7 protein-coding genes are annotated in these 11698 nt (G+C 71.6%); 3 read left to right on the forward strand and 4 right to left on the reverse strand.

Annotated elements, in window-relative coordinates; all coding sequences use genetic code 11:
• Window positions 1-429 precede the first annotated feature (429 nt).
• Entirely contained in the window at window positions 430-963 is a 534-nt protein-coding gene (locus ADK55_RS04710; protein ID WP_053676179.1) for a MarR family winged helix-turn-helix transcriptional regulator, read from the reverse strand.
• Window positions 964-1085: 122 nt separating this feature from the next.
• Here ADK55_RS04710 and ADK55_RS04715 point away from each other — a divergent pair, with 122 nt between their 5' ends.
• Window positions 1086-2375: an MFS transporter gene (locus ADK55_RS04715; RefSeq protein ID WP_199826444.1), complete on the forward strand. Its 1290-nt coding sequence runs from the start codon at window positions 1086-1088 to the stop codon at window positions 2373-2375.
• Window positions 2376-2433: 58 nt separating this feature from the next.
• On the opposite strand, the gene ADK55_RS04720 is transcribed toward ADK55_RS04715, so the two are convergent.
• Both ADK55_RS04720 and ADK55_RS04725 read right to left on the reverse strand, forming a co-directional pair.
• Window positions 2434-4191 carry an ATP-binding SpoIIE family protein phosphatase gene (locus ADK55_RS04720; RefSeq protein WP_053676181.1) on the reverse strand — a complete coding sequence of 586 codons (1758 nt, stop codon included), beginning with the start codon at window positions 4189-4191 and terminating at the stop codon, window positions 2434-2436.
• Between the two features lie 157 nt (window positions 4192-4348).
• Entirely contained in the window at window positions 4349-5767 is a 1419-nt protein-coding gene (locus ADK55_RS04725; protein WP_078998479.1) for an NAD(P)/FAD-dependent oxidoreductase, read from the reverse strand.
• Window positions 5768-6108: 341 nt separating this feature from the next.
• Here ADK55_RS04725 and ADK55_RS04730 point away from each other — a divergent pair, with 341 nt between their 5' ends.
• Entirely contained in the window at window positions 6109-6876 is a 768-nt protein-coding gene (locus tag ADK55_RS04730; RefSeq protein WP_053676183.1) for a TetR/AcrR family transcriptional regulator, read from the forward strand.
• 552 nt (window positions 6877-7428) lie between these two features.
• Window positions 7429-9372, forward strand: a complete 1944-nt coding sequence (locus ADK55_RS04735; RefSeq protein ID WP_078998480.1) for a sigma-70 family RNA polymerase sigma factor — start codon at window positions 7429-7431, stop codon at window positions 9370-9372.
• A 32-nt stretch (window positions 9373-9404) separates the two neighbouring features.
• Here ADK55_RS04735 and ADK55_RS04740 read toward each other — a convergent pair.
• The coding region (locus ADK55_RS04740) for an ATP-binding protein (protein ID WP_053676185.1) at window positions 9405-11698 on the reverse strand (2294 nt) is incomplete at its 5' end.

Genomic DNA, 11698 nt, shown 5'->3' on the forward strand with positions numbered 1-11698 from the left:
CAAGGAACGGACGCTTCCTTTGTACTCACCCTCAGTAACAATTACTGGGGCTTTCCTCCGGGCGCTTCCTTCGTTCTTGCGTTTCCGACTCTATCAGAGCCAGTCTCGCTTGTTTTCCGCCTTCCAGGTTCTTCGCTTTCGCGTTTCCCTTTCCGGCGATTCCGACTCTATCAGAACCTTTCGGGCCTGACTCCCAGTCAGCGGGGCTTGTCTTCCGGGCTGTTGGGCCCTTCCGACTCCCAGAACTCTAGTGGACTTCCCAGGCGATTCATAATCGGCCTTCGGAAATTAATTCGGACATGCCGAATTCGTTCCCGGTGGGAGATCGTGCTGAGTTGGGTGCCGCAACGAGGCGGCGGGAGTTGTTGTCGCCAAAACCAGTTGACTCTGGGACAACTCGAAGAACCTTACGGATCCGCAGGGGGTGTGTCAACCCCTGGCTTGGAGGTCTTCGACGCGGTCCAGGAGGCGGGTCAGCATGTCGCCCAGGACGCCGCGCTCCGCGGTGGAGAGGTCCTGGAGGAGGTCCTCCTCGAAGACCGTGGCCGCGCGCATCGCGTCGAGCCACTTGCTGCGTCCCTCGTCCGTGAGCTCCACGATCACGCGGACCCGGTTGGACTCGTCGCGCTCGCGGGTGACCAGGCCCTCCGACGTCATCCGGTCGATCCGATGAGTCATCGCCGCCGGCGTGAGGCCCAGCTGCTTGGCGAGCTCGCTCGGGCCCATGCGGTACGGGGATCCGGAGATGACGAGGGCCTTGAGGACCTCCCACTCCGCGTTGCTGATGCCCAGGGCCGCGGTCTGGCGTCCGTACGCGACGTTCATGCGGCGGTTCAGCCGGCTCAGCGCCGAGACCACCTTCTCGACCTGGGGATCGAGGTCCTGGAACTCGCGCTGATAGACGGCGATCTGCTCGTCGAGGCTCGGTTCGTGGACAGGCGTAGTGCCGTCGGTGTCACCCATGGCCCGAAGTATGGCACGAGCTCGTTGGCGTCTAACTCCTTCGATGTGTAGAGTTAAGCTTCGAACTTTAGGGATGAAGTCTTCAGGCTTCAGTTATCAAGGTGGTGAAAGTGACCAAGGTGATGGGCGCTGCGATGCGGCGGATCCAGGCCGGGAACGCGTTGACCGCGTTCGGCATCGGCTTCACGGTTCCGTTCCTCTACATCTACGTGGCGCAGGTGCGGAATCTGGGCTCCATGGCCGCCACGAGCGCGTTCGTGGCCTTCGCCCTGGGCGCTCTCGTCGCGCTGCCCTTCACCGGTCGGATCATCGACCGACGTGGTCCCGTGCCCGTCGTGATGGGTGCGGCGGTGGCCGCGTCCGTCGGGGCGCTGTCCCTGGGGTTGTCCACCGGGCTGGTGCCGATTCTGCTGTCCGCTCTGGCGCTGGGCGCCGGGCAGGCCGTGATGCAGCCGGCGCTGGCCACGATGATCGTGTGGTGCTCGACCCCGAGTACCCGTACGCGTGCCTTCGCGCTCCAGTTCTTCATGCAGAACCTCGGTCTCGGCATCGGTGGGCTCATCGGCGGCCAGATCGTGGACGTCGCGCACCCCGGCAGCTTCACCCTGCTGTTCGGTATCGAGGCCGTGATGTTCCTGGTGCTGGCGGGCGTGATCGCCACCGTGCGGATGCCGCACGCGCCGAGCATCAAGGACGCCGTGCCGAGGGACCCCTCGCAGGCGGGCGGGGGCTGGAAGCGGATGCTGCGGCACCAGGCCATGGTGAAGCTGCTCGTCCTGGGCTTCGTGGTCTTCTTCGCCTGCTACGGACAGTTCGAGTCGGGTCTTGCCGCCTTCGGTACCGAGGCTGCCGGCATCTCGCCTTCCACGCTCGGGTTCGCGCTCGCCGCCAACACCGGTGCGATCGTCGTGGCGCAGTTCGTCGTGCTGAGGCTCGTCGAGAAGCGGCGGCGGTCGCGGGTGATCGCGCTGGTGGGCCTGATCTGGACCGGTGCCTGGCTCATCGCCGGGTTCTCGGGGCTGGGGCACGGCAGCGCCGTGATGGCCGCGGCCGCGTTCGTCACCACGTACGCGCTCTTCGGGATCGGTGAGGCGATGCTGTCGCCGACGCTCGCGCCGCTCGTCGCGGATCTCGCGCCGGAGGGTTCCGTGGGGCAGTACAACTCCGCTTTCGCGCTGGTCAAGCAGATGGCGTTGGCTCTGGGGCCGCTGGGTGTGCCGCTCGGTGCGGGCGTGCCGATGCTCTACATCGGGGTGTTCGTGGTGGTCTCGCTGGGGATCGCCTGGCTGGCGCTGCGGCTCGGCAAGCAGCTGACGCCGGCGCAGGACAACCCGTCGCTGCTGAAGGGCGCTCCGTCGGCGCCGGCGGTTCCGGTGGCCGTGGCGAAGGCCGCGGAGCCCGCTTCCGTGTAGGTCGCTTCATGACGATGCCCCCGGTCCTCTCTCGGACCGGGGGCATCGTCATGTCGTCCTACTGCTTGTCGGGCTGCTTGTCGGGCTGCTTGTCGGGGAGCGCGAACTCGCACCAGACGGCCTTGCCGCCGCCCGGGGTGCGGCGGCAACCCCAGTTGGAGGCGATGGTGGCGACGATGGAGATGCCGCGGCCGGTCTCGTCGGCCGGTTCGGCGCGGCGGCGGCGCGGGAGGTGGTCGTCCCCGTCGGTGACCTCGATGATCAGGCGGCGGTCGGTGCGGCGCAGCCGGAGGTGCATGGGCGGGGTGCCGTGCTGGAGGGAGTTCGCGACGAGTTCGCTGGCGGCCAGCACGCCGAGGTCGCACAGCTCGACCGGGAAACGCCAGGAGGCGAGGACTCCTTGCGCGAAGGCGCGGGCGCGCGGTGCCGCCTCGATGCCTCCGAGGAGTTCCAGGGCGGCGTTGTGGAAGAGCTCGGCGTCCGCGCCGGTGCGGGCGGGCTGCTGGAGGACCATCACGGCGACGTCGTCATCGTGGTCGGCGTCCACGCCGAGTGCGCGCATCAGGCGGTCGCAGATGACGGACGGGGTGCCCTGGGCGCCGGCGAGGGCGCGTTCGAGGGCGGCGACGCCTTCGTCGATGTCCTCGCCGCGGCGTTCGACGAGACCGTCGGTATAGAGGACGGCGGTGGAACCGGGGCCCAGGGCGATGGTGCCGGAGGTGTGCAGCCAGCCGCCGGTGCCGAGCGGCGGGCCGGTGGGGTCGGCGGCGCGGCGTACGGTGCCGTGCTCGTCGCGGACCAGGATCGGGAGGTGGCCGGCGGAGGCGTACGCGAGCAGGCCCTCGTTGGGGTCGTGGACGGCGTAGACGCAGGTGGCGATCTGGCTGGCGTCGATCTCGGCGGCGAGGCCGTCGAGGAGTTGCAGGACCTCGTGGGGCGGGAGGTCGAGGCGGGCGTACGCGCGGACGGCGGTGCGCAGCTGGCCCATGACGGCGGCGGCGCGGACGCCGCGGCCCATGACGTCGCCGATGACGAGGGCGGTGCGGCCGGCGCCGAGGGTGATGACGTCGTACCAGTCGCCGCCGACGGCGGCCTCGGTGCCGCCGGGCTGGTAGGTGGCGGCGATGCGGAGGTCGTCGGGCTGTTCCAGTTCCTGGGGCAGGAGCGAGCGCTGGAGGGTGACGGCGGCCTCGCGCTGGCGGCGCTCGCTGGCGCGCAGCCGTTCCGCGGCCTCGGCGTGGTCGGTGACGTCGGCGAGGTGGATCAGTACGCCGGTGTGGGGCCCTTGCGCGGAGGCGGTGTCGGTCTGGGGGAACTCGACCGGGGTGCAGGTGACGGTGTACGAGTTGCCGCCGCCGGGTGCGGTGCGGTTCTTGGCGGTACGGGGCTTGCCGCTGCGCTGGACCTGGTCGAGGAGCGGGAGCAGCCCGAGGTCGCCGAGTTCGGGGAGGGCCTGGTGGGCGGGGCCGCCGGGGACGCGGGGGCCGAAGCCGGCGACGTAGGCGTCGTTGACGTACGCGACGCGGTGGTCGGGGCCGTGAACGAAGGCGACGAGTGCCGGGAGCAGGCCGAGGACCTCCCGTACGGAGAGTTCGTCGAGGGCGGGTGCGGCCGGGAGGGGGCCCGTACCCGTTCCGGAGACGGTGGGTTCCGCGGGGGTGCCGTCGCTCGGGGGCGCCGGGGCGTGGGTGGCCGCGCCGCGGGCTGCGGGGACCGAGCCTTCTCCCCGTTTGGCCTGGGCGGCGGCGTGTTCGGTCCGGGCGGCGGCGCGGCGCTGCGTTCCGGGGAACCGGGCGCTCCAGCGGGTGAAGTTCACTGCGTTCAAGCCTCGTGGTGTCGCAAGTGGTCGCTGTGTCTCCCCCAGCTGCCGCTGGGCGGTGCCCCCCAGGAGTCGATCGCGGACGGTGTCACTCTGTGCAGGTGTGAGCCCACCTATGGTCACACGTCCAGTGTGGCCGACCGGACTGACAACGTCAGCTCTGGCCGTCCTTCGGCGGTTGGGGCGCGGGTGGGGGTGACGGGTGCTTGGGGCCGCCTCCTGCCGCGAGTTCGAATTCTGCCCTGGGGTGTTCGAGGGAGCCTAGGGAGACGATCTCGCGTTTGAACAGACCTGAGAGGGTCCATTCCGCAAGAACGCGCATCTTGCGGTTGAAGGTGGGGACGCGGCTGAGGTGGTAGGTGCGGTGCATCAGCCAGGCCGGGTAGCCCTTGAGCTTGCGGCCGTAGATGTACGCGACGCCCTTGTGGAGGCCGAGGGACGCGACGGAACCGGCGTACTTGTGGGCGTACTCGGTGAGGACCTCGTCGCGCAGGGCGGCGAGGAGGTTGTCGGCGAGGGACCGGGCCTGGCGGACGGCGTGCTGCGCGTTGGGGGCGCATTCGCGGCCCGGTTCGGCGGCGGTGATGTCGGGGACGGCTGCCGCGTCACCGGCCGCCCAGGCGTGTTCGACGCCCTCGACGGTGAGGAAGGCCGTGCAGGCGAGCCGGCCGCGTTCGTTCTTGGGCAGGTCGCAGGCGGCGAGGATCGGGTGGGGTTTGACGCCGGCGGTCCAGACGACGGTGCGGGTGGGGAAGCGGGCGCCGTCGCTGAGGACGGCGACGCGGTTCTCGCAGGATTCGAGGCGGGTTTCCAGGCGTACGTCGATGTTGCGTCGGCGCAGTTCACGAACGGTGTAGACGCCCATCTCGGGGCCGACTTCGGGGAGGATCCGGTCGCTGGCCTCGACCAGTACCCATTTCATGTCCTCGGGCTTGATGTTGTGGTAGTACCGGGCCGCGAAGCGTGCCATGTCCTCCAGCTCGCCGAGGGCCTCGACGCCCGCGTATCCGCCGCCCACGAAGACGAAGGTGAGGGCGGCGTCGCGGATGGCGGGGTCGCGGGTGGAGGAGGCGATGTCCATCTGTTCGATGACGTGGTTGCGCAGGCCGATGGCCTCTTCGACCGTCTTGAATCCGATGCCGTAGTCGGCGAGCCCGGGGACGGGGAGGGTGCGCGAGACGGAGCCGGGCGCGAGGACGAGTTCGTCGTAGGCGACCTCGATGTCGCCGGCGCCCTCCTCGGCGGTGGCGAGGGTGGTGACGGTCGCGACGCGCTTGGCGTGGTCGATGCGCTGGGCCTGACCGATGACGATGCGGCACTTGGCCAGGACGCGGCGCAGGGGCACGACGACGTGGCGGGGGGAGATGGATCCGGCGGCCGCCTCGGGGAGGAAGGGCTGGTACGTCATGTAGGGCTCGGGGGTGATCACCGTGACCTCGGCTTCGCCGGATCTCAGCTTTCGCTGGAGCCGGAGCGCCGTGTACATGCCGACGTATCCGCCGCCCACGATGAGGATGCGCGTTCGGGTCGGGGTACCGGGGGCCGTGCCCCGCGAGTTAGCAGCCTTCACCACCCCATGACGCAACGTGGCCGGGAGTTTGTCCACAGGCCCGGCAGATTGTGTGACCGGAGAGAGTGGTGGGGCGGGTCTGTCGGAGGGTGTGGATCCGGGTGCAGGAGCGCAGGTCAGCAGGTGCGGAGGGAGTGATTCCGGAGGCTTGCGGCGGAAAAGTGGGGGTGAATGCTCCGATCGGGCGGTGCTCCGTCCGAGGCTGCCCCTTCTGAATTGACTCTGGCTCAACTATGTTCGTAACTCGTCGAGGAGTAGGACCAGGGCCCCGTGACCGTGGCCCCCCTCGGCGTGAAGGCGGGGAGTGTCTCCGGGGGGAGACAGATGATTACCGGGGGAAACATATGCACATTTCCGATTTCCATGGCTCTGCGACCGCTCTGTCTGCTGACAGCGGCCGCGTGATGACAGGTGCCACCACGCACGGCATGGGTCGCTCCACGCCGCTGCGTGTCGACGCCCAGCGCAACCTCGAACACGTCCTGCGCGCGGCCCGCGAGGTCTTCGGCGAGCTGGGCTACGGGGCTCCGATGGAGGACGTGGCGCGGCGCGCCCGCGTCGGTGTCGGCACGGTGTACCGGCGCTTCCCGAGCAAGGACGTGCTGGTCCGGCGAATAGCCGAGGAAGAGACCGCCCGACTGACCGACCAGGCCACGTCCGCTCTGGGCCAGGAGGAGGAGCCGTGGCAGGCGCTGTCGCGCTTCCTGCGCACCTCCGTGGCCTCCGGCGCCGGACGACTGCTGCCGCCGCAGGTGCTGCGGGTCGGCTCGGCCGCCGAGGACGGGATCGAGGAGGCCGAGGCCGCCAGGGTTCCGCACCAGCGTCAGGCCGGCGGGACCGGCGGGCCGGACCTTCGGGTCGTGGGCGCGCGGACGGCCGTCGAGGACGAGCTCTCGGACGATTCCGGCGCGGGTGCGCTGCTGGAGGTGGTCGGCCGACTGGTGGACCGTGCCCGGGAGGCGGGTGAGTTGCGTGCCGACGTCACCGTGGCCGATGTGCTGCTGGTGATAGCGACCGCCGCGCCCGCACTGCCGGACCCGGCGCAGCAGGCAGCGGCTTCGGCCCGACTGCTGGAGATCCTCCTGGAGGGTCTGCGGTCCCGCACGGTCTGAGTCGGGGTGCGGTGCTGATCGGCTGGGCCGGGTGCGGGCAGCGGTGCGGTGTGGGGAGCGGTGCGCGGTGCGGTGAGCGGCGCATCGTGGTCCTCGGCGCAGTGACCGGCACGTCGTGATCGGCACGTCGTGATCGGCACGTCGTGATCGGCGTGCCGTGACCGGTGTCGTGCCGTGATCCGCGTGCGGTGGGCGGCGTGGTCCGTGGGCGGCGTGCGGTGATCGGCGTGATCCGTGGGCGGTGTGCCGTGACCCGCGTGATTCGTGGGCGGTGACCGGCGTGCGGCTCGGTGTGTGGTGGTGCCGTGCGGTGATCGGTGTGTCGAGTGGCCTTCGTGTCGGTCGTCGTGGCGGTCTTCGTGTCGGTCTTCGTGGACGTGGTCGACCGGTTCCCTCGAACGGCCACTCGCTCGAACGGGTGAGGATCAGCACGGCGATTCGCCGGATGTTCCCCGGATGAGTGGATGGCGGTGAGAGGGGGCCGGCGCGCCCGCGCCGTGTGCCACGCTGGATCGGTGTACCGGTTGAGTGTGCCGTGCGGGGGCTTCCGCAATGAACGTTGACGGGCGAGACGAGTCTCTCGGTGGCGCCGGTGGCGAGGTCGAGGCGGGCAGCCTGCCCGCCCGGCAGGTACCCGCGCAGCGCGAGCCGGGTGGTCGGCACGTCGGTCCGGGAATCGAGGACGGCGAACTACCGCCATCGGACGCGGACTTGATCGCCCGGATGCGTGGGGGTGACGACGGTTCGTACGAGGAGTTGTTCCGTCGGCACGCCGATTCCGTACGGCGCTACGCGCGCACCTGCTGCCGGGACGCGCACACCGCCGACGACCTGACCGGCGAGGTGTTCGCACGGACCCTCCAGGCGGTGCGGGGCGGGGCGGGGCCGGACCATTCGGTGCGGGCGTACCTGCTCACCACCGTGCGGCGGGTCGCGGCCTCGTGGGCGAAGACCGCCAAACGGGAGCATTTGGTCGAGGACTTCGCGGTGTTCGCGGAGCAGGCGGCCACGGGTGCGGAGGGTGGGGCGGGGCTGGCCGGGCTCTCCGGGGACGACACCCTGGAGTGGGGCGCGGACGTTCGGGCGATGCACGAGGCCGAGCAGTCCCTGGCGATGCGCGCCTTCCGGAGCCTGCCCGAGCGGTGGCAGGCCGTGCTGTGGCACACGACCGTCGAGGAGGAATCGCCGAGTGCGGTCGCCCCGCTGTTCGGGCTGAGCCCCAACGCGACTGCGGTGCTGGCCAGTCGGGCACGTGAAGGGCTCAAGCAGGCCTACTTGCAGGCCCACGTGAGTTCGGCGTTGGTCGAGGGCGGGGACTGCGCGCGCTACGCGGACCGGTTGGGCGCCTATGCCCGGGGCGGATTGCGGGTGCGGGCGGAGCGGGGGCTGCGCAAGCACTTGGAGGAGTGCGTCAGGTGCCGGCTCGCCGCCGGGGAACTCAAGGACGTCAACGCGGGGATTCCCGCGCTGTTGCCGGTGGCGGTCATCGGCTGGTTCGCGGCCGGGTACGCGGCGAAGGCGGCCGGGGTGGTGGCCGGTGGGGCCGTGGCCGCCGGTGGTGCGGGGGCTGCCGCCGCCGCGGTCGGTGGATCCTCGGCCGGGACCGCCGGGGCCGCGGGTGCGGGTGCGGGTGCGGGTGGCGGGGCTTCGGCCGGGGCCGGCGGGGCGGTGGTGTCCGAGGGTCTGGGCTTGCCGGCCAAGGCCGCCATCGCCGCCGGGATCGCGGTCGCGGCGGCCGCCGGGGTGGTGTTCGCGCTGGCCGGGGACGATTCCGCCCCGCCGCCCCGGGCGAAGCCGGCGCCCGCGGTGGCGGCGCCGGCGGTGCCCGCTCCGGCCCCGCCCGCGCCGGAGCCGAGCCCGCCGGTGACGAGGGCACCGGCGGTGAAGGCACCGGTGGCGCGGGTTGCCGTACCGCCTCGGCGCAGTGCCGCGCCGGCACCGAGTCGGGCGCCTTCGGCCAGGCCGTCGGCGTCGAAGGCGGCCGTCGTACGCCCGGCGCCGAAGCCCTCGCCCGCCCGTACGCCGCCGAAGTCGCCGGCTCCGGCGGTGCCCGCGCCGGCTCAGGGGTTCGCGTTGGCGCGGCTCGGATACTCCGGGTACGGGAAGCACAGCACACCGGAACTGCGGACGTGGGCCGGCAGTTGGGTGTGGCAGCGCTGGGGGCTGGAGGTCGGGGGGCGGCGGTTCTCGCAGGGAATCACCGTCGACGCCCGTTCCTCAGTGGAGATCAACCTCAACCGGCAGTGCGCGAGCTTCTCCGCGCGGGCCGGGGTGGACGGTCTGGCGTTGCTGACCGACGGCGAGGTCCGGTTCTCGGTGTACGGCGACGGGCGGCGACTGTGGCGGTCCAACACCCTCGGGTATGGCGACGCGCCCGCCCGGGTCGAGGTGTCGTTGGCCGGACACGAGACGTTGCGTCTGGTGGTGGAACGGGTCGGTCCGGGGCGGCTGCCGGCGTTGGCGAGCTGGGCCGACGCGGTGATCAGCTGCACGTGAGCACGGTGATCAGCCGCATGTGAGTGCGGCGATCAGCCGCTCTTGAGCAGGGCCGCGACCTCGGGCGGGGTCAGTTCGGCGCCCGCCGCCTCCTCCGCCGCGGAGCGGGCGGGGCCCAGGAAGGCGCGGGCTCGTTCGGGGAACCCGTCGAGGAACGCCTCCTCGGGGACCGAGCGGGGGTGTCCCGAGCGCCAGGCGGTGGCCGCCGCGAGGATCCGCAGGGCTTCCCCGGGCCGGTCGGTGGCGGCCAGCAACCCGGCCGCGGTCTCGGCGAGGGCGGCCAGGACCCGTTCCGCGCAGCGCGTGGAGATCGCGTCGGCGAAGGCGGGTCCGGCGCCGGCGAGCGCGGCGCGCGGGCCCTGGTCGTGGGCGACGAGGAGGGCTTCGATGTTGTCGAGCCCCGCGATGAACTGCGGGGGGACGCCGGCTCCCTTGGATTCGGCGCGGGCCACGACGTACTCGGCGCGGGCCTTGGCGTGGTCGCCACGGTAGAGGGCGATCATCGAGGCGAGCAGGCGCGCGAAGGCCCGTACGTCGTACACCCCTCCGTACTTGCGCGACTCCCGGTCCGACTCGGCGAGGAGCCGTTCGGCTCCTTCCATGTCCCCGGAGCAGTAGGCGGTCTCCGCGATCCGGGCGATGGCGAAGGGCTCCTCGATGTGGGCGCCGACCTCGCGGGCGAGGCGCAGGCACTCCTCGTACTCGATGCGGGCCCAGTCGTACTGACCACGGGACAGGGCCACCTCGCCGGCGGCGCTCGACACCTGCGCCCGCGTCCAGCGGTCGCCGACACGGTCGGCGATCTCGTGGAGTTCGACGAGGTCGGCGTCGACGGTGTGCAGGCCTCCGGTCATGTCGATGGCGACATGGGTGCGGAGCATGAGGATGACGCCGAGTTCCCAATCCCCGCCGTATCGGCGGCAGTTCTCCACGGCCTCGTCGAGGTCGGCGTGGAAGTCGAGGAGATCGCCGGTGAGGAGGGCGGTCGTGGGCCACAGGATGCCGGGGAAGGCGCTGGTCTCCGGGGAGCCGCGGCGAAAGGTTTCCTTCAAGCGGCGGGTGAGCGCCCGGTACTCGGGGGTACGGAACTCCTCGGCCGCACTGGATTCCGAGCGCAGGAACATGTGGAGCACCTGGAGGTGCTGGTGGGTCAGGTACGCGGGTGAGTCCTCGGGCGGTTCGGTCGGGGTGAGGGCGAGGACCCGGGCGGTCCACTCGGCGCCCTCGATCCGGTAGTTGCGCAGCCACCAGAACCAGCCCAGGGCGAAGACCGCGCGTTGGGCGGTGTCGGAGTCGCCGTCCCGCACGGCCAGGTCGAGGGCCGCGCGGAGGTTGTCCAACTCGGTCTCGACGCGCCGGATCCAGGGCAGCTGGGCGGCCGAGCGCAGCAGGGGTTCGGCTTCCTCCGCGAGGGCGAGGAAGTGCGCGGCGTGGCGCAGGGCGGTCGTACGGGCCTGCGCCGGCTCGTCGGCGGCGCGGGAGATGGCGTACTCGTGGATGGTTTCGAGCATCCGGTACCGCATGCCGTCGGGGGTGGGCTCGGCCAGGACGAGGGACTTGTCGACGAGGGAGCCGAGGACGTCGGCCACGTCGAGGGCGGGTGCCGCGCAGACGGCCTCGGCGGCGGTCAGATCGCAGCCGCCGGTGAAGACGGCGAGGCGGCGCAGGACGGCGCGTTCGGGTTCGGTGAGCAGGTCCCAGGACCAGTCCACGACGGCGCGCAGGGTCTGTTGGCGGGGCAGGAGCGTGCGGGATCCGCCGGTCAGGAGCCGGAACCGGTCGTCGAGCCGGTCGGCGATCTGGCGCGGGGTGAGCAGGCGCAGCCGGGCGGCGGCGAGTTCGATGGCGAGCGGAAGGCCGTCGAGGCGGGCGCAGATCTCGGCGACGGCCGCCGGGTCGTCGTCCGGGGTGAACCCGGGCTGGGCGGCCGCCGCCCGGTCGGCGAACAGCCGGTGCGCGGGATCGGGCGGCAGGGGCTCCACGGGACGCAGCACCTCGCCGGGAACGCCGAGGGGTTCGCGGCTGGTGGCGAGGACGCGGATGCCGGGGCAGTGCGCCAGGAGCCGGTCGGCGAGTTCGGCGGCCGCGCCGATGACGTGCTCGCAGTTGTCCAGGACGAGGAGCAGGCCGCGGTGGGCACAGTGGTCGATGAGCAGGGTGGTGGGGTCCTCGGCCGGTGACTTCTCACGGGCGACCAGGCCGTTCTCGCGCAGGCCGAGGGCGCTGAGCACGGCGCCGGGGACGGCCGCGGGGTGGTCGAGGCGGGCGAGTTCGACGAGCCAGCCCGGTTCCGGGTGATCGGCCGCCGCGTGCTCGGCGAGGCGGG

Source organism: Streptomyces sp. WM4235, from assembly GCF_001279725.1.
Classification (GTDB): domain Bacteria; phylum Actinomycetota; class Actinomycetes; order Streptomycetales; family Streptomycetaceae; genus Streptomyces.

Excerpts from the sequence above, each read along its gene's own strand:
- ADK55_RS04710 (WP_053676179.1), bottom strand. The coding sequence starts at position 963 with ATGGGTGACACCGACGGCACTACGCCTGTCCACGAACCGAGCCTCGAC.
- ADK55_RS04715 (WP_199826444.1), top strand. The coding sequence starts at position 1,086 with ATGGGCGCTGCGATGCGGCGGATCCAGGCCGGGAACGCGTTGACCGCG.
- ADK55_RS04730 (WP_053676183.1), top strand. The coding sequence starts at position 6,109 with ATGCACATTTCCGATTTCCATGGCTCTGCGACCGCTCTGTCTGCTGAC.
- ADK55_RS04735 (WP_078998480.1), top strand. The coding sequence starts at position 7,429 with ATGAACGTTGACGGGCGAGACGAGTCTCTCGGTGGCGCCGGTGGCGAG.